Below are 16699 nucleotides of genomic sequence, written 5' to 3' on the forward strand. Positions count from 1 at the left end.
GCCGGCATTTATGCAATCAATTCACATTTCGAGGGTATTTTCATGAGCGACGAACCAAATAAGATCATTTATTCCATGATGAAGGTGTCCCGGTTTTATGACAAAAAGCCGGTCATCAAGGACATTTCCCTGTCCTTTTTCTACGGGGCCAAGATTGGCGTTCTGGGCCTGAACGGCTCCGGCAAGAGCTCGCTGCTTAAGATCATGGCCGGTGTGGACAAGGAGTACAACGGCAACATCGTCATCTCTCCCGGGTATTCCGTAGGCTACCTGGAGCAGGAGCCGCAGCTTGATCCCGAGCGGACCGTGCGCGAGATCGTGCAGGAGGCCGTGCAGGAGACCGTCGACCTCATGCAGGAGTTCGAGGAGATCAACGCCAAGTTCGCCGAGCCCATGAGCGACGACGAGATGGACGCGCTCATCGCCCGCCAGGGCGACGTGCAGGAGAAGCTCGACGCCCAGGATGCCTGGGAGCTCGATTCGCGTCTTGAGATGGCCATGGAGGCCCTGCGCTGCCCCGATCCCGAGACCAAGGTCGGCGTCCTGTCCGGCGGCGAGAAGCGTCGCGTGGCCCTGTGCCGCCTGCTGTTGCAGAAGCCCGACATCCTGCTCCTGGACGAACCCACCAACCATCTAGACGCCGAGACCATCGCCTGGCTTGAGCATCATCTGCAGCAGTATCAGGGCACCATCATCGCCGTGACCCATGACCGCTATTTCCTGGACAACGTCGCGGGCTGGATTCTGGAGCTGGACCGGGGCGTGGGCATTCCGTGGAAGGGTAACTATTCTTCCTGGCTGGAACAGAAGCAGAATCGCCTGGCCCAGGAGGAAAAGGAGGAGAGCGCTCGCCAGCGTACCCTGAAGCACGAGCTGGAATGGATCAACATGTCGCCCAAGGGCCGCCATGCCAAGGCCAAGGCCAGAATCTCGTCCTACGAGAACCTGCTCAACCAGGAGACCAAGGACAAGATCAAGACCCTGGAGCTGTTCATCCCTTCAGGTCCCCGCCTTGGGGATGTGGTCATCGAAGCCAGCCACGTGAAGAAGGCCTTTGAGGACAAGCTGCTCATCGAGGACATGAATTTTGCCCTGCCTCCGGGTGGAATCGTCGGCGTCATCGGACCCAACGGCGCGGGCAAGACCACTCTTTTTCGCATGATCACAGGGCAGGAGCAGCCCGATGGCGGGGAGATCCGTCTCGGTCAGACCGTGAAACTGGCCCATGTGGACCAGGATCGCGGCGTGCTTGATCCCAAGAAATCAGTCTGGGAGATGGTCTCCGGCGGGTACGACACGATCAATCTGGGCGGCCGTGAGATCAACTCCCGCGCCTACGTCAGCAAGTTCAACTTCGCGGGGCCTGACCAGCAGAAAACCGTGGGCATGCTGTCCGGCGGCGAGCGCAATCGCCTGCATCTGGCGCTCATGCTCAAAAAGGAGGCCAACGTACTCCTTCTTGACGAGCCGACCAACGACTTGGACGTGAACACCATGCGCGCTCTGGAAGAGGCGCTTGAAAACTTCGCCGGATGCGCCGTGGTCATCTCCCATGACCGCTGGTTCCTGGACCGCATCGCGACCCACATCCTGGCCTTCGAGGGCGACAGCCAGGTGGTCTGGTTCGAGGGCAACTATTCGGAGTACGAAAAGGATTTGAAGCGCCGCACAGGAAACACCCTGACGGTGCCGCGCCGCATCCGTTACCGTCAGTTGACCCGCTAGGCCCAATGCGAATGAACCCGGCCCGGATTAATCCGGCCCGGGTTCTTTTCAATCGCGGTCCGTGGTGGTACTTATGTCGTTAGGTGACGGCATACTTAATTTTGTCCTTGAGGAGAACATGATGAATACAAAAGGTCTTGCCTGCAAAGTACTTGTGCCTGCTTATGGGATCATCGTGGCCGGCAGCATTCTCGAAAATCTGCTCCTTGGCACGGAATGGTTTCTGCTCGGGTCGGTGATCGGGCTCCTGTGGCTGGCGGCGGGAGTGGCCGGTCTGGCGCTGGCCGTGCGTGAGCTCAGGAAGGGCGAGGGTTACATGCTGGTCGAGTCCGGCCCCTTCGCCTGGAGCCGCAACCCGATCCTGGCTGCGAACCTGCTCGGCATCATGCCTGGGTTGTGCCTGATCCTGAATACCAATTTGGGGATTCTGGGCATTGCCGTCGCAACTTTCCTCTTTTTCAAGAATGTCGGGGCCGAAGAGGTGGAGCTTGAAGACCAGTTCGGCGAAACCTATCAGGCGTACCGTGAGCGAGTCAGCCGTCTGATTCCCCTCCCGTCCTGCCCCAGAAACTGATTCCCGCGTGATCACGGCAGCCTCCGGGCTGCCGTTTTTTTTACAAAAAAAAGCGCCCGCATGGGGCGCTTCGAAAGCTTCGTGTCCGTCTCTTCTCAGCGGGAAAGAACCTGCTGCATCGTGCCTATCTTCTGAATCTGTTTTCCATACTCCCTGATTTCCCGCAGGTCGTAGCTGTTGTCCTGAATGGCGGCCACTACATGGGCGTTGGCTTTTTGCAGGGTGGCCATGGCCTCGTGAATCCGCGCGCCCATGGCCTCGGCGCGGGCAATCGCCTTTTGCGCCAGCACGAACGCCTTCACCGCCTTGTTCCGCTTGTCGAGCGTTTCCCTGTCTCCGGCGTCGATGATGGCCGCGGACAGGGTTTTCAGTTCCTTGGCCGTGTCGGCGTATGCCTTCAAATGGCTGGTGGAGGACTCGTCCAGGGAGAAATCGGCCAGAAGCCTGCCCGAAAGAATGGTCAGGGCATCGGCAAAGGCCAGCACCACGCCTTGAATGGTCTCGGATTTCTTGCGCGCCGTCCAGCGGGCATCAAGGCCCAGAGCCACGTTTTGCACTGCCTCTTCCTGGGCGAGGGTCAGATCCGGCCCCAGTGTCTCGGTGATGTTGTCCAGAAAAACCCGTGCGGACTTTCGCACCATTCCGGTACGATCATCGGCTGCAAGGCGCATGAGCAGGTCGCCGTACATGCGCAGTGATTTGCATGCGGCAACGCGCATGGCTGTCGTATCGGCCAGGGCCGGTTCGTCGTAGGTGCGGCTTTCGGCATTTTTGGAGTTGTCGAGAATCATGAGCAGCGAGTTCATTTCGATGATTTCGTCGCGCATGGAAAGGAACTCGGATTCGCTCATGCGTCCGACCCTTTCCGTGGCCAGGCCGAAGTTTTCCAGGGCGTTGCGCTGCAAGGTGTTGGTGGCGCAACCGGACAGGAACGCGCAAAAGAAGGCGCAGGCAATCAGTATATGTTTCATGTTGAGATCCTTCGAGTGATGTATCGCTGTCTTGAAAAGCACAATGTGCTTTATAGATGTGAGCACGAACAACAGCGCTCTGATAATACATGCTGTATATTTTTTTATCAAGAAATTCAGCAAAAGATCTTCTGTCATACATTTTTAAGGTTTTTGGGAAGGGCATGAATTTTATTGTGCTGGTATCGGCAAGGCGTCAATTTTTGCTGAAAGCGTATGTATTGAGGCTGACTGCTCATTACATGGAGAATCGCGAGCTTCGTATTACAACGTGCGACAGCGTGTCTCTGAAATATGATTTTGCGTCGCGACCTTGCTTGAAAAGATGTCACTGCAAAAAGTCGTCATCCCCTTGATGAAGGGGGTCCATGCCTTTTTAACTATCTGAAAAGAATGGATTTCGCGCTATTGCCCGACATGGCCCGACTTCGCGGGAATGACACTCGGGTTCTTTTGTGTTTTTTTTGCAGTGTCGTCTGAAAAGACAAAAAACGGTCATGTTTCAATGGTGAATTGAACCCGCTCGGACGCGAAGCGTGTTTCGCAGAATTCGATGGGCCAGTCTCTGGGGTCGACGTTGATGCTCTCCGTCACGAGCACCGGGCGGGTTTTTGACTGATGCAGGATGCGTGCTTCACGGGCGGTGGGCAGACGGCTCGATATGTGCGTGCTTTTGCGCCGGTAATCCATGACTCCGTAATGGCGCAGCGCCTGGGTCACGGAGCCGGTGGCGCGGAAATGTTCGTCAAGGCCCGGAAAGCGGCTCTGGGGAAAGTGGGCGCTGGCCAGACAGATACGCACGGAGTCCGCCTCGCCAAGGGTTTCAAGCACGATGACCGGTTCGCCCTTGTCCATTTCAAGCGCCCGGGCCACTTCGGTCGTGGCGGGAATGATGCCCGACGAGATGAGCTCCCCGCGCGGCTTTCGTTCCTGGCGCAGCAGGTTCTCATGAAAGCGGGTCCGCACTCCCACGGCATAGTCTATGATCTGCTCGCGCACGAAGCTGCCGCTGCCCTGTTCCGTGCGGATGAGATCCTTTTCCGCCAGCAGAGTCAGCGCACGGCGCACGGTGTGCCGATTGACCTTGAAGCGGTCGGCGAGCTCCTGCTCCGTGGGTAATTTGCTGCCGGGCGGCATTTCCCTCTCCTTGATCCTGAACTCCAGCCAATCCTGAATCTGCCGCCACAGGGCCACTCCACTTCCGCGCTGTAACTCCATCGCCGTCTCCTTGAATGCAAATTGTCACAGAATGCTGAGAATTGAGTCTCAGCAAAAAGACATAGATATCTAGACAAATTTTCATATTGTGGAGTTTCATTGATGTCAACCGAACAGACACAGCGGCAGGAATGGATGGCCGCCCTGGCCTTGGCCGATGAAGGCCGGCTGCGGGACGCCTGGGACAGCATGGCCGCACGGCCGGAATACCGGATCGTGCGAGGGCCCGAAACCGGACTGGTCATGGTCAGGGCCCGGTCGGGAAACGTGGGGGAGCGCTTCAATCTGGGTGAAATGACCGTGACCCGGTGCAGCGTCGGCCTTGCAGGCGGGATCATGGGTCATGCCTTCATCGGCGGTATCAAACCCGAACACGCCTGTCTGGCGGCTGTTTTCGATGCCCTCATGCAACTTCCGGAACGGCGCGAAGATCTGCGCCGGGGATTGATCGAGCCGTTGCAGCGCGAACGGCGGGAGCACCTGGCCCGGCGGCACGATGAAGTGAGTCCGAGCAGGGTGGATTTTTTCACACTGGTGCGGGGGGAGGACTGATGCTGCAACCCATCCCCGCGGGCTTCACCCGCCCCGTATTCGAAAGTCAGGGAACGTTCCGCGTCATCCTCGAAGCCATGTCCCGGCCGGGCACCCTCGTTCCATTGCCGGTTCAGGCCGAAGGTCCGGTGGGCTGGAGCGGGAGCATGACCTCGGTGGTCCTGACCCTGTGCGACATGGAAACCCCGGTCTGGCTGGACGCCGCATGCAACACCGAGGAGGCCCTGCGTTTCCTGCGCTTTCATTGCGGATGCCCCCTGACCGATACCCCGGCCAAGGCCTCCTTCGCCGTGCTCGCACAGCCTGGGCGCATGCCTTCCTTGGAGACATTTTCTCTTGGCAGCGTGGAATATCCCGAAAAATCGACCACCGTGCTGCTGACCTCGGATTTCTCAAACGACGTCGGGGAAGCCGCGCGGATCAGCGGGCCCGGCGTGGATGGGGAAGGGCGCATTCCTCTGTCCTGGCTCCCTGCGGGCTTCACACGAATGTGGCGTGACAACAGCCGCCTCTTTCCCCGAGGCGTAGATCTTATCCTGGTCGGCAAGGATCAGGTCGTGGGCTTGCCGAGAACCCTGAAACTGGAGGCCGGGCCATGTATGTAGCTGTCAAGGGCGGTGAGAAAGCCATTGCCGAGGCGCACCGGCTGCTGGCCCGGGAGCGGCGGGGCCAGGAGTCCGTTCCGGAACTTTCCCTGGACCAGATCCGCGAGCAGCTGTCGCTGTCCGTGGATCGGGTCATGAGCGAAGGCTCCCTCTACGATCCCATCCTTGCGTCCCTGGCCGTCAAACAGGCGAGGGGCGACCTGATGGAGGCCATTTTTCTGCTGCGCGCCTACCGCACGACCCTGCCGCGATTCGGATACTCCCAGCCCGTCGACACCTCGCGAATGCATGTCCGCCGCCGCATCTCCGCCACATTCAAGGATGTCCCGGGGGGACAGGTCCTGGGACCGACCTTCGACTATACCCACCGCCTGCTTGATTGGGAGCTGGCCGGAAACTGTTTGCGGAAAAATCGCTTCGCGCCCGAACCGGCATCCGAAACGGCGCGCGATGCGACGCCGGAGACAACGACTCAAATGAAGTCTGGTGCAACGGCCGGCACGATGCCTTCAGAAATTTCAGACGAATTGATGGGTGCAACGCCTGAAGCCATGCCGCGAGTGCTCGAAGTGCTGGGCCGCGAAGGCATCATCGAATCCGAAGGCAGGGGGGACGATCCGGAACCGGACGACCTGACCCGTGAGCCCCTGACCCTGCCCGCCGGGCGCTCCATGCGCCTTCAAAATCTGGCCCGTGCCGACGAGGGCTTTCTTCTGGCCATGGGCTATTCGACCCAGCGCGGCTTCGGCAATTCCCATCCCTTCGTGGGCGAGATCCGCATGGGTGAGCTGGAAGTCGAGTTCGTACCCGAGGAGCTGGGCTTCGCCGTGACCATCGGCGAGATGACCATGACCGAATGCGAGACGGTGAACCAGTTCATCGGCTCCGGCGACGCGCGTTTCACCCGTGGCTACGGCCTGACCTTCGGACAGGGGGAACGCAAGGCCATGAGCATGGCCCTGGTAGACAGATCGCTGCGCGCCGAAGAGCTTGGCGAGGAGGTGCGCGGTCCGGCCCAGGACGAGGAGTTTGTCCTGTATCACAGCGACAACGTCGAGGCCTCGGGCTTTGTGCAGCACCTGAAGCTTCCGCATTACGTCGATTTTCAGTCCGAGCTGGCCCTGGTGCGCGGGCTCAGGCAGGACGCCGCAAACGACAAGGAGGACGGTCATGAACGCTGAATCCGTGCCCGGTTACAACTACGCTTATCTGGACGAGCAGACCAAGGGCATGATCCGCCGGGCCATCCTCAAGGCCGTGGCCATCCCCGGCTATCAGGTCCCGTTCGGCAGCCGCGAGATGCCGTTGCCCTATGGCTGGGGCACGGGCGGCATCCAGATCACCGCCGCCATCATCGGCCCGGACGACGTCCTCAAAGTCATCGACCAGGGCGCCGACGATACGACCAACGCCGTCTCCATCCGCTCGTTTTTTGCCAGAACGGCCCAGGTGACCACGACCACGGCCACCGAAGAGGCCACGGTCATCCAGACCCGCCATCGCATCCCCGAAGCCGCGCTGCGCGAGGGGCAGATTCTCGTCTACCAGGTGCCCATCCCCGAACCCCTGCGTTTCATGGAGCCGAGCGAATCCGAGACCCGGACCATGCACGCCCTGGAGGAATACGGGGTCATGCACGTAAGGCTCTACGAGGACATCGCCGAGCACGGCCGCATCGCGACCAGCTACAACTATCCCGTCAAGGTCGAGGACCGCTACATCATGTGCCCGTCTCCCATTCCCAAATTCGACAACCCCAAGATGGACGATTGCCCGGCCCTGCAACTTTTCGGCGCGGGCCGCGAAAAACGCATCTACGCCATTCCGCCCCACACCAGAGTCAAGAGCCTGGACTTCGAGGATCATCCCTTCGAAATCCAGAAATGGGACGAGGCGTGCGCCATCTGCGGCTGCGGCAGCAGTTTTCTCGATGAAATCATCATCGACGACCAGGGCGGACGCATGTTCGTCTGTTCCGATTCGGACTTCTGTGCGCGGCGCGTGCAAGAGCGGGAGGGCAACTGATGGAGAATGAACTGCTTCGCGTCACGGGCCTGACCCGCTACTACGGAAACCGCGTCGGATGCCGTGACGTGAACTTCACGCTGTGGCCGGGCGAAGTGCTGGCCATTGTCGGCGAATCGGGGTCTGGCAAGTCCACGCTCCTGAGTCTCCTGTCCGGGCGGCTCATGCCCACGGCCGGCGAGGTGGCCTACCGGGACCGCGACGGGCTCTGGCTGTCCCTGGCCGAACTCGGCGAGGCCGACCGCCGCCGCCTGCAGCGCACCGATCTTGGAGTGGTGCACCAGAACCCCCGCGACGGTCTGCGCATGCGAGTCAGCGCCGGAGGGAACATCGGCGAGCGTCTCATGGCGCTCGGGCAACGTCATTATGGCCGGATTCGCGGGGCGGGCCTTGACTGGATGGAGCGGGTCGAACTGGACCCGGAGCGTATCGACGAGCATCCGTCGGCCTTTTCCGGCGGCATGCAGCAGCGCCTTCAGATCGCCCGCAACCTGGTCACGGGCCCGCGTCTGATCTTCATGGACGAACCCACCAGCGGCCTCGACGTCTCGGTCCAGGCCAGGCTTCTGGATCTCCTGCGCGAGTTGGTCTCCTCCCTGGGCCTGGCCGTGGTGCTGGTCACCCATGATCTGGCCGTGGCCCGCATCCTGGCCCACCGCATGATGGTCATGCGCGGCGGCGAGGTCGTCGAGACGGGCCTGTCCGATCAGGTCCTCGACGATCCGTGTCACCCCTATACCCAGCTTCTGGTCTCCTCCATCCTGCAAGCTTGAGGCATTCATGAACATTCCCATGATTTCCATACGATCCCTGGCCAAGACCTTCGTGCTGCACACCCAGGGCGGCACGTGCATCCGCGCTTTCGATGGCGTGGATCTCGATGTCGCGGCCGGGGAGTGCATCGCCCTGCACGGCCCCTCCGGCTCGGGCAAGTCGAGCCTTTTGCGCTCCATCTACGCGAACTACCGCCCAAGCGCGGGCAGCGTCGTCATCAGCCATGACGGGGACGGCGTGGACATGACCTCCGCCCAGCCCCGCACCATCCTCGACGTGCGCCGCCGCAGCCTCGGCTATGTCAGCCAGTTCCTGCGCGTCATCCCGCGTGTCTCCTCCCTCGATCTGGTGGCCGAGCGGCTCACCGCCATGGGCGTTGACCTCCGGGAGGCCAGGGAGCGGGCCGGAGAGCTTCTGGCCCGGCTGAACATTCCCGAGCGCCTGTGGTCCCTGGCTCCGGCCACCTTTTCCGGAGGCGAGCAGCAGCGCGTCAATATAGCGCGCGGCTTCATCCGCGACTATCCCATCCTGCTCCTCGACGAGCCAACGGCCTCACTGGACGGGAACAATCGCAACACCGTCGTGGACATGATCCTCGAAGCCAAGGCGCGCGGCGCGGCTATCGTGGGCATTTTTCATGATGACGACGTGCGCGAGCGGGTCGCGGACCGCTGCCTGCTGCTGAACAGACCGGAGTGACCCATGCATGAGCTGATTCTTGCCAACGCCCGTATCGTTCTGGCCGACGAGGTCATCCTGGGCAGCCTGTCCGTGCGCGACGGGCTGATCCACGACATTGCGCCGGGCGCGACCACGACGCCTGCCGCCGTCGATTTCGCGGGCGACCTGCTCATTCCCGGGCTGGTCGAGCTGCATACCGACAACCTCGAAAAGCAGCTCCTGCCCCGGCCCGGCGTGCTCTGGCCCTCGGCTCGGGCCGCTCTGCTGGCCCATGACGCGCAGCTTGTGGCCGCGGGCATCACCACGGTTCTCGACGCTTTGTCCTGCGGACAGTATTATGAAAAAAGCGACCGCCGGACCATGCTCGACCTGACTCTGACCGCCCTGCAAGAGCTGCGGCCCACGGGACACCTGAGGGCCGACCATTTCCTGCACGTGCGCTGCGAAATTTCGGACCCCGAGATGCCGCGCCTCTTTGAACCTTTTCGGGACATGGACGACGTGCATCTGGTCTCGCTCATGGATCACACCCCGGGCCAGCGCCAGTTCGTCGACATCGACGCCTATCGCACCTATTACAGCAAGGACAGGCAGTGGACGGACCAGGAGTTCGCGGTCGAGATGGCCCGCATGCAGGGCGTGCAGGCCCGCTTCGCCGGAGCGCATGCCGAGGACATCCTGGGCTGGTGCCGGAGCAAGGGCGTGCCCGTGGCCAGCCACGATGACGCCACGGCCGAGCACGTTGACTGGGCCCACGGACACGGCATCGCCATCAGCGAGTTTCCGACGACCATGGATGCCGCGCGCCGCGCCTGCGAGCTGGGCCTTCTGACCCTCATGGGCTCGCCCAACGTGGTCCGAAACGGCTCCCATTCGGGCAACGTCTCCGTGCGCGACGTGGCCGCCGCCGGCCTGCTCGGCGGCCTGTCCTCGGATTACGTCCCGGCGAGCCTTCTGCACGCGGCCTGGATTCTGCATTCCGAAGTGGGCCTGCCCCTGCATGAATCCATGGCCCTGGTCACGGCCAACCCCGCCCGAGCCCTGGGCCTCACCGACCGGGGCCGCATCGAACCGGGCCTCAGGGCCGATCTCGTCCGCGTCCACATCGACCGCGACCTGCCCATCATACGCAGGGTCTGGCGCGATGGGGAACGCGTGTATTAATGATGGGGCATCGCGCCGGAAGAAGGGCGATCATGCAGGACCGAAGAAGGGCGGTCACGCAGGATCGAAAGAAGGGCGGTCACGCAGGATCGAAAGAAGGGCGGTCACGCAGGATCGAAAGAAGGGCGGTCACGCAGGACCGCCCCTACGTGTCGCGACCATGACGCGATGTTTGATTTCGTGATGACGCATCGTAGGGGCAGACCTACGTGTCTGCCCAACCGCCGCCACAAACCCGGTGTCCGGCCAGACGCCCAAACCGGCCCAAAAACGGTGCCGCGACAATGACGCGATGTTTGATTTTATCACGACGCATCGTAGGGGCAGACCTACGTGTCTGCCCAACCGCCGCCACAAACGCGGTGTACGGCCAGACGCCCACACCAGGCCGTATACGGTGCCGCAACAAAGACGCGATGTATGGTATGATTTCACCACGAAGCATCGTAGGGGCAGACCTACGTGTCTGCCCAACCGCGGTGTCCGGCCGGAGGACCACGCAGGACCGAAGAAGGGCGGTCACGCAGGACCGCCCCTACCGCCACAAACGCGGTGTACGGCCAGACACCCACACCGGCCCGAAAACGATGTCGCGACAATGACGCGATGTATGATGTGGTGAAACATCGTAGGGGCGAAAAATTTTTCGCCCTCCCCCAACGCCCCAAAAAGGATTTTTATGCCAAGACTGACTTACATCATGGGCCCGTCGGGCTGCGGAAAGGATTCTCTCATGGCCGAGGCGCGTTTGCGTCTTCCCGCCGAAGCACCCGTGGTCTTCGCGCACCGCTACATAACCCGTCCGGCCGATGCGGGCGGGGAAAACCATGTCGCCCTGAATCGGGCCGAATTCCAGCTTCGCCGGACCCGCGGCCTTTTCGCCCTGCACTGGGACAGCCACGGTTTCTCCTACGGCATCGGCCGTGAGATCGACATCTGGATGGAGGCGGGACTCAGCGTGGTCGTGAACGGCTCGCGCGCGGCATTGCCAAGCGCCCTTGGCGCGTATCCGGCATTGTTGCCCGTGCTGGTGGAGGTGACCGAAGAGGTTCTGCGCGAGCGGTTGAACGCACGTGGCCGGGAAAACGCGGCCGAGATGGAGAAAAGGCTGGCACGGGCGCGCATGGCCGTGACGGAAACACCCGCCCTGGTACGCTTCGACAACTCCGGCCCCTTGGCAGATCGAGGCCAGGTCCTGGCCAGCCTGATTCTTGAAATCGCCCTCGACGGCACGGACTCATGACCATGCTTTCCCCGGAACCGAGCATCCACCCAACGGCCGCCATCGTCGACAGCACCCTCGGTGCCTGGACCGAGATCGGCGCGCAGACCGAGATCATTTCCTCCACGATAGGCGAATATTCCTACCTGTGCGACCGCTGCCACGTCATGTACACGCGCATCGGCAAATTCTGCTCCATCGCCAATCACGCCCGCCTGAATCCGAGCAACCATCCCACCTCGCGGGCCAGCCAGCACCATTTCACCTACCGCAGCGCCAAATTCGGCATGGGGCCTGATGATGACGGGATTTTCGCCTGGCGCCAGGAGCACTCCGTGTCGCTCGGACATGACGTCTGGATCGGGCACGGAGCCCTGGTCATGCCCGGTGTGACCGTGGGCACGGGCGCGGTGGTGGCCTCGGGCGCGGTGGTCACCAAGGACGTGCCGGACTACGCCATTGTCGCCGGAGTCCCGGCCAAACCCATCAAGTACCGCTTCTCCCCCGAAATCCGGGAAAAACTGACGGCCCTGGCCTGGTGGGACTGGGAGCACGAGCGCCTGGCGGCGGCCCTGAAGGATTTTCGGGAATTGGCAGTGGAGGCTTTTGTGGAGAAGTACGGATGATGGTGCGACTGGCGCGGAGTCTATAATGTTCTGTAGACATCGCGCCGATGTCCGACCTTCACGATCATGACTACGAGTTCCTGATCCCTGATTTCATAGATGATTCGATATGTTCCCTGTCTGACCCGGAATCGCTCCTGGCCGGACAGTTTTTCGCTGCCGTTTGGCCTGGGATCATCTGCGAGTCCTTCAATGCGCTTCAAGACACTCTGCACGTCTCGTTTTGGGAGTTGGCGCAAATCCTTGGCTACGGACGCCTTGAAGCTCAGCCTATATCTTCCCATGGGCCTTGAGGTCGTTCAACAGTTCTTCGTAACTCATGACCGGCTCCGCCAGACGATGTTCGAAGGCCGCCAGGTCCTCCTGGTCTTCGGCCAGTGCAACCCGGACAGCATCGTTGACAAGGTCGGAAAGCGAGCGGTTGGAGTGCACGGCTTTCAGGCGCAGGGCCGCATGCAGCTGTGGGTCGAAATAAATCGTGGATCGCTTTGTCGTTTCGGGCATGATGATCACCTCGTTTTGTCATCATGTAGTCATGACGTCTTGATGTCAACATTCGGCCGTTTATGTAATCATGCCTCAGAGCGGACCTGCCCCCTCGGAAAATCAGTGTCAGCCCTGCAACTGGAGCGGAAACCGTCGGAAAATGCCAAAGGGTTCTTCCCGGCACGTCTGGCGGAACACGCAGATGTCCCGCACCGGAACGGGCTTGCGGAGTACGGGGGCGAGCAGGGGGGCGAGTCCGGCGCGGATGCGTTCCAGTTCTACGGGATCGTGGATGCTGCCGGTCAGGGTCAGGTGAAAGCGCATTTCTTCCAGTACGTAGGGGTATCCCCAGAGACTCAGCAGGCGCTCCTGGTTCGGGGTCAGGCCCTTGGCCCGGCGACGGGCCAGTTCCTCGGGGCCGGCAGGGCGGCGCAAGGGGTCGGGGACCGTGACGCAGATGCGGGCCAGATCTTCCAGTTCCGGACATGGGGCGGTCAGGGTCAGGGCGAGAAATGAACCAAGGTCGGCAAGCTCAAGCCCCGGCAGGTCGAACGCTCGCATTCGTGCGGCGATGTGCTCCACGTTTTCCAGCAATGGGGTTTCATCATCGTGTCCGGCCAGAAAGAAGGGTGGCTTCAGCGTGGCATGCAGCCCGTAGTGCCTCGGCGCTGCGGTCAGTTCCCGGAATCTTTCGGACGCGATGCCCGGCAGGCGCGGCTGCGCGAGTTCCGCTTTTGCGCCTGCGTGGCGACCGAGTATTTCGGAGCCGATCCTTTCCAGCGCGCTGTCCGCTTCGGGGGCAAAATATATGGCGTAGCGGGCTTCAGACACAAATCCATCCTTCTGTCACTGCAAGTTTCGGCGAAACGACAAGGAAAAACCTCCCGGTGAGAGGGGTCCAGGGGACAAGTCCCCTGGCCGCCGGAGGCATGCCTTCAATCCTAAATCACTTGCCTGCCTTCCCGCCACACTGCAACAACCACGGGCACGTCGTCCACCATGCGAACACGCAAAAGGTCCGCGCGTTTGCCGGGCAGCAGTTCGCCCCGGTCGGTGAGCCCCAGGGCCCGGGCCGGATTGGCGGTGACGGTGGCCAGGGCCTCGTGCAGGGGCATGCCCAGCCGCTGCGCCATGACGAATGGCGCCTGCAGCAGGCTGGCGGGCATGTAGTCGGAGGAGAGGATGTCCACCAGGCCCTCGGCGGCAAGGTCCAGGGCCGAAACGTTGCCCGAATGCGATTCGCCGCGCACTATGTTGGGAGCGCCAAGGACAGTGGCGAGGCCCAGTTCGCGCGCCCTGGACGCGGCTTCGCGGGTGGTGGGAAATTCGGCGATGCCCATGCCCAGTCGCGCCGTCTCCTCGACGTGTCCGGCCGTGGTGTCGTCGTGGCTGGCCAATGGCAGGTTCCGCTCCGCGCAGAGGTTCAAAATGATGGCCCGGTTGGGCTCGGCGTGGCTTTTCTGCACGGCGCGCAGGCGCTCGATCTCTGCCAGAAGCTCCTCGTCGGTCCATTTTTTGTCGGCGTGAAAGGACCGGTACTTCTCCAGGTCGCTCCATTGCCGCTGGCCCGGGGTGTGATCCATGATGGACACCAGGTGCAGGAGCTTGTGGTCCATGACTGACGTGAACATCTCCACCACGGCCCGGTCGGCCAGTTCACAGCGGATGTGCAGCAGATGCTCGGCGCGCAGCAGATCGTTGTCCATGGCCTGGGCCAGTGCTTCAAGGGTGGCGGTGAAGATTTCGCGGCGCATGCGCTTGGCGCTGAATTCGCCCGCGCTGACCGCATCGAGGACAGTTGTGATCCCGGCCCCGACCATGTGCGTGTCATGGGCCAGGATGGCGGAGAGGCTGGTCGGCCAGCGCACACCGGAGCGGGGCAGGAAATGTTTTTCGATGTTGTCGGTGTGGATCTCGACCAGACCGGGCAGGAGGTAGTCGCCCTTGAAATCCAGCGCCCCGGGGATGGATGTCGGCGCATCGACATCCCTGATGCGTCCGTTTTCGGCGGTGAGTGATCCGTGGACGACACCGTCCGGCATGACCAGACGGGCATTGGTGCAGCAAAGGAGGTGCATGGATTGATCCGGTTCAGACAAAGAGTTTGCGCAGACGTTGTGAAACGAGGTCGATGGCGGTCACGGAGATGATGATAAGGATCATGATGGCGCAGGTCTGGGCGAAGTAGAAACCTCGGATCATCTCCCAGAGCACGACGCCGATTCCGCCCGCGCCGACTATGCCGAGCACCGTGGCGGAGCGCACATTGGATTCGAAGCGATACAGCGAATAGGAGATCCACAGCGGGAGCACTTGCGGGATGACTCCGAAAATGACTTCCTCGATCACGGTCGCGCCCGTCGAGCGGATGCCTTCCACGGGCTGGGGGTCGATGGACTCGACGGCCTCGGAAAAGAGCTTGGCCAGAACGCCCGTGGTGTGAACCCAGAGCGCAAGGACGCCGGCAAAGGGTCCAAGGCCCACGGAGACCACGAAGAGCATGGCGAAGACCACTTCGTTGATGGCCCTGCATGCGTCCATGACGCGGCGCACGGGCTGGTAGACCCACCAGGGGGCGATGTTTTCGGAACTGAGTATTCCGAAAGGCACCGCGCAGACCACGGCCAGAAACGTGCCCCAGACCGCAAGGTGAAAGGTCACGACGATTTCTTCCAGGTAGAGCCGCCAGTCGGAAAAATTCGGCGGGAAAAAGTCTCCGGCCAGGGTGGCCATGTTCCCGGAGTCCCTGATCAGGGCCATGGGGCGCATGTCCGCGCCTTCCCAGGACCAGGCGAGGATGGCCACGACAATGGCCCAGCCCGTAAGCTTTGACAGGGATGATTGCACGCTGCGGGGCGGGCGGGAGTCGACGAGAATCGTGTTCTGAGCGGTCATGAATGCATCCTTGAATGCGGCCGGTCAGATATGGCCGGCCGCATGCGTTGGAGTAAGATGTCTAGATCCTGGTTTTGATGGCTTCAAGCTTGGCGTCTATTTCAGCGAGGGTCTTGGTCTTTTCCTCGGCGGACATGGTCGTGTCGCCTTCAACCTTGACGCGCTTCTTGAAGAGTTCGAGCTGGCGGATGGGCAGGAGCTGGTCGTCGTTTGACTCCTTGAAAGGGGCCCAGCCCAGGGCCTTCAGGACGGCGACTTCGCTTTCCTTGCCGGTGGTGCCGTAGGTCATGAGGAAATTCTTGAGCTTGGCCTTGGTGTCTTCGGGCAGGTCCTTGCGCCAGACCAGCGGATCGCTGGGGATGAGCGGGGAGGTCCACACGACCTTGATCAGGCCGCGCTTGTCAGGGTGGGTCACGTTCAGGCGAGCCAGGTTCTCGCTGTTGTTGGTGGCCACATCAACCTGCTTGTTGGCCACGCTCAGGGCGTTGGTTTCGTGATTGGCGCTGACCACGTTCTTGAAGATCTTCTTGGCGTCGACCTTGTTCACGGCGAACACGTAGTAGCTGGGCACGAGGAATCCGGAAGTGGAGTTGGGATCGCCGTTGCCGAAAGAGAGGCCCGCGGCGTTCTTGAGCACGTCTTCCAGGGAGTTCAGCGGGGAATCCTTGTGTACGATGAGGTGCGAATAATAACCGGCCTCGCCGTCCGCGGGAACGGTCTGGGCGAAGATCTCGCCATCGGCGCGATCCACGGCTTCCATGGCGCTCTTGTTTCCGTACCAGGCAACCTGGACCTTGTTGAAGCGCATGCCCTCGATGATTCCGGCGTAGTCCGAGGCGAAGAACGCGTTGATCTTGAGTCCGGTGGCTTTTTCCATGTCGGCCAGGAAAGGATTCCAGATGGTCTTGAGGTTCATGGACGCTTCGGTGGAGATAATGCCGAAGTTGATTTCCTTCATTTCCGCGGAAACGCTCTGGACGCTGAAAAGCGCCAGAAGAGTGAACAGGCCACATAATTTGCGAAACATTCTGTACTCCTTTGAATTGTGGATGGTCGTTAACAGGCCGCCTCAAAACAGCGATCTGCTGGGTCAGCCAAAAAGCCGGACCGCTTGTCCATGCGCAATGCACTGCGTGTCCTGGCTTTTTTCGCTTCCTTGCATCTCATCATTTTTGAACGCC

General features: G+C 61.4%; 19 protein-coding genes. 11 read left to right on the plus strand and 8 right to left on the minus strand.

The genetic code is table 11. From position 1 onward, the window contains the following. Positions 1-42 precede the first annotated feature (42 nt). Together ettA and BMZ24_RS15190 are read left to right on the plus strand one after the other, a co-directional pair. Positions 43-1725: an energy-dependent translational throttle protein EttA gene (gene ettA, locus BMZ24_RS15185; protein WP_092193706.1), complete on the plus strand. Its 1683-nt coding sequence runs from the start codon at positions 43-45 to the stop codon at positions 1723-1725. Positions 1726-1846: 121 nt separating this feature from the next. After that, on the plus strand, positions 1847-2299 hold the full coding sequence (locus tag BMZ24_RS15190) for a methyltransferase family protein (protein ID WP_161949183.1): 453 nt from the start codon (positions 1847-1849) through the stop codon (positions 2297-2299). A gap of 95 nt (positions 2300-2394) precedes the next feature. On the opposite strand, the gene BMZ24_RS15195 is transcribed toward BMZ24_RS15190, so the two are convergent. Then, entirely contained in the window at positions 2395-3270 is an 876-nt protein-coding gene (locus BMZ24_RS15195; RefSeq protein ID WP_092193616.1) for a hypothetical protein, read from the minus strand. A gap of 495 nt (positions 3271-3765) precedes the next feature. Next, the gene (phnF, locus tag BMZ24_RS15200) at positions 3766-4488 is read right to left on the minus strand and encodes a phosphonate metabolism transcriptional regulator PhnF (protein WP_092193617.1); all 723 of its coding nucleotides are present in this window, start codon (positions 4486-4488) and stop codon (positions 3766-3768) included. Positions 4489-4590: 102 nt separating this feature from the next. Between phnF and phnG the strand changes: the two genes are divergently transcribed. The 9 genes from phnG (at position 4591) to BMZ24_RS15245 (ending at position 12137) form a co-directional block, all read left to right on the plus strand. After that, positions 4591-5040 carry a phosphonate C-P lyase system protein PhnG gene (gene phnG, locus BMZ24_RS15205; protein WP_092193618.1) on the plus strand — a complete coding sequence of 150 codons (450 nt, stop codon included), beginning with the start codon at positions 4591-4593 and terminating at the stop codon, positions 5038-5040. Next, positions 5040-5645 (plus strand): phosphonate C-P lyase system protein PhnH, encoded by a 606-nt coding sequence (gene phnH / locus BMZ24_RS15210; protein WP_092193619.1) that lies wholly within the window; start codon positions 5040-5042, stop codon positions 5643-5645. Before phnG ends, phnH begins: the two co-directional genes overlap by 1 nt. Next, positions 5636-6826: a carbon-phosphorus lyase complex subunit gene (locus tag BMZ24_RS15215; protein WP_092193620.1), complete on the plus strand. Its 1191-nt coding sequence runs from the start codon at positions 5636-5638 to the stop codon at positions 6824-6826. The genes phnH and BMZ24_RS15215 overlap by 10 nt, the downstream gene beginning before the upstream one ends. Continuing rightward, on the plus strand, positions 6816-7670 hold the full coding sequence (locus BMZ24_RS15220) for an alpha-D-ribose 1-methylphosphonate 5-phosphate C-P-lyase PhnJ (protein ID WP_092193621.1): 855 nt from the start codon (positions 6816-6818) through the stop codon (positions 7668-7670). Before BMZ24_RS15215 ends, BMZ24_RS15220 begins: the two co-directional genes overlap by 11 nt. Then, positions 7670-8443 carry a phosphonate C-P lyase system protein PhnK gene (gene phnK / locus BMZ24_RS15225; protein WP_092193622.1) on the plus strand — a complete coding sequence of 258 codons (774 nt, stop codon included), beginning with the start codon at positions 7670-7672 and terminating at the stop codon, positions 8441-8443. Before BMZ24_RS15220 ends, phnK begins: the two co-directional genes overlap by 1 nt. Before the next feature lie 7 nt (positions 8444-8450). Beyond that, positions 8451-9143: a phosphonate C-P lyase system protein PhnL gene (gene phnL, locus BMZ24_RS15230; RefSeq protein WP_092193623.1), complete on the plus strand. Its 693-nt coding sequence runs from the start codon at positions 8451-8453 to the stop codon at positions 9141-9143. A 3-nt stretch (positions 9144-9146) separates the two neighbouring features. Beyond that, on the plus strand, positions 9147-10289 hold the full coding sequence (locus tag BMZ24_RS15235) for an alpha-D-ribose 1-methylphosphonate 5-triphosphate diphosphatase (RefSeq protein WP_092193624.1): 1143 nt from the start codon (positions 9147-9149) through the stop codon (positions 10287-10289). A gap of 679 nt (positions 10290-10968) precedes the next feature. After that, complete coding sequence (gene phnN, locus BMZ24_RS15240; protein ID WP_092193625.1) at positions 10969-11532, plus strand: phosphonate metabolism protein/1,5-bisphosphokinase (PRPP-forming) PhnN; 564 nt, start codon at positions 10969-10971, stop codon at positions 11530-11532. Beyond that, on the plus strand, positions 11529-12137 hold the full coding sequence (locus BMZ24_RS15245; protein WP_225940327.1) for an LbetaH domain-containing protein: 609 nt from the start codon (positions 11529-11531) through the stop codon (positions 12135-12137). The genes phnN and BMZ24_RS15245 overlap by 4 nt, the downstream gene beginning before the upstream one ends. Positions 12138-12157: 20 nt before the next feature. On the opposite strand, the gene BMZ24_RS15250 is transcribed toward BMZ24_RS15245, so the two are convergent. The 6 genes from BMZ24_RS15250 to phnD all read right to left on the minus strand — a co-directional run bounded on the left by BMZ24_RS15250 (position 12158) and on the right by phnD (position 16545). Further along, positions 12158-12421, minus strand: a complete 264-nt coding sequence (locus tag BMZ24_RS15250) for a type II toxin-antitoxin system RelE family toxin (RefSeq protein ID WP_092193626.1) — start codon at positions 12419-12421, stop codon at positions 12158-12160. Beyond that, positions 12408-12641, minus strand: a complete 234-nt coding sequence (locus BMZ24_RS15255; protein WP_092193708.1) for a CopG family transcriptional regulator — start codon at positions 12639-12641, stop codon at positions 12408-12410. Before BMZ24_RS15255 ends, BMZ24_RS15250 begins: the two co-directional genes overlap by 14 nt. A gap of 108 nt (positions 12642-12749) precedes the next feature. After that, entirely contained in the window at positions 12750-13454 is a 705-nt protein-coding gene (locus BMZ24_RS15260; RefSeq protein WP_092193627.1) for a DUF1045 domain-containing protein, read from the minus strand. Between the two features lie 110 nt (positions 13455-13564). Beyond that, complete coding sequence (locus tag BMZ24_RS15265; RefSeq protein ID WP_092193628.1) at positions 13565-14701, minus strand: alpha-D-ribose 1-methylphosphonate 5-triphosphate diphosphatase; 1137 nt, start codon at positions 14699-14701, stop codon at positions 13565-13567. Positions 14702-14714: 13 nt separating this feature from the next. Further along, complete coding sequence (gene phnE / locus BMZ24_RS15270; protein ID WP_208599865.1) at positions 14715-15518, minus strand: phosphonate ABC transporter, permease protein PhnE; 804 nt, start codon at positions 15516-15518, stop codon at positions 14715-14717. A gap of 61 nt (positions 15519-15579) precedes the next feature. Further along, positions 15580-16545 carry a phosphonate ABC transporter substrate-binding protein gene (phnD, locus tag BMZ24_RS15275; protein ID WP_092193629.1) on the minus strand — a complete coding sequence of 322 codons (966 nt, stop codon included), beginning with the start codon at positions 16543-16545 and terminating at the stop codon, positions 15580-15582. Between the last annotated feature and the right edge of the window lie 154 nt (positions 16546-16699).

Source organism: Desulfomicrobium norvegicum, assembly GCF_900114595.1.
GTDB classification, from domain to species: domain Bacteria; phylum Desulfobacterota; class Desulfovibrionia; order Desulfovibrionales; family Desulfomicrobiaceae; genus Desulfomicrobium; species Desulfomicrobium macestii.

Coding starts and splice junctions, on each gene's coding strand:
- phnF (WP_092193617.1), bottom strand. CDS start 4,488: ATGGAGTTACAGCGCGGAAGTGGAGTGGCCCTGTGGCGGCAGATTCAG.
- phnH (WP_092193619.1), top strand. CDS start 5,040: ATGCTGCAACCCATCCCCGCGGGCTTCACCCGCCCCGTATTCGAAAGT.
- ettA (WP_092193706.1), top strand. CDS start 43: ATGAGCGACGAACCAAATAAGATCATTTATTCCATGATGAAGGTGTCC.
- BMZ24_RS15190 (WP_161949183.1), top strand. CDS start 1,847: ATGAATACAAAAGGTCTTGCCTGCAAAGTACTTGTGCCTGCTTATGGG.
- phnL (WP_092193623.1), top strand. CDS start 8,451: ATGAACATTCCCATGATTTCCATACGATCCCTGGCCAAGACCTTCGTG.
- BMZ24_RS15220 (WP_092193621.1), top strand. CDS start 6,816: ATGAACGCTGAATCCGTGCCCGGTTACAACTACGCTTATCTGGACGAG.
- BMZ24_RS15265 (WP_092193628.1), bottom strand. CDS start 14,701: ATGCACCTCCTTTGCTGCACCAATGCCCGTCTGGTCATGCCGGACGGT.
- BMZ24_RS15195 (WP_092193616.1), bottom strand. CDS start 3,270: ATGAAACATATACTGATTGCCTGCGCCTTCTTTTGCGCGTTCCTGTCC.
- phnK (WP_092193622.1), top strand. CDS start 7,670: ATGGAGAATGAACTGCTTCGCGTCACGGGCCTGACCCGCTACTACGGA.
- phnE (WP_208599865.1), bottom strand. CDS start 15,518: ATGACCGCTCAGAACACGATTCTCGTCGACTCCCGCCCGCCCCGCAGC.
- BMZ24_RS15250 (WP_092193626.1), bottom strand. CDS start 12,421: ATGGGAAGATATAGGCTGAGCTTCAAGGCGTCCGTAGCCAAGGATTTG.
- phnG (WP_092193618.1), top strand. CDS start 4,591: ATGTCAACCGAACAGACACAGCGGCAGGAATGGATGGCCGCCCTGGCC.
- BMZ24_RS15245 (WP_225940327.1), top strand. CDS start 11,529: ATGACCATGCTTTCCCCGGAACCGAGCATCCACCCAACGGCCGCCATC.
- phnN (WP_092193625.1), top strand. CDS start 10,969: ATGCCAAGACTGACTTACATCATGGGCCCGTCGGGCTGCGGAAAGGAT.
- phnD (WP_092193629.1), bottom strand. CDS start 16,545: ATGTTTCGCAAATTATGTGGCCTGTTCACTCTTCTGGCGCTTTTCAGC.
- BMZ24_RS15235 (WP_092193624.1), top strand. CDS start 9,147: ATGCATGAGCTGATTCTTGCCAACGCCCGTATCGTTCTGGCCGACGAG.
- BMZ24_RS15255 (WP_092193708.1), bottom strand. CDS start 12,641: ATGCCCGAAACGACAAAGCGATCCACGATTTATTTCGACCCACAGCTG.
- BMZ24_RS15215 (WP_092193620.1), top strand. CDS start 5,636: ATGTATGTAGCTGTCAAGGGCGGTGAGAAAGCCATTGCCGAGGCGCAC.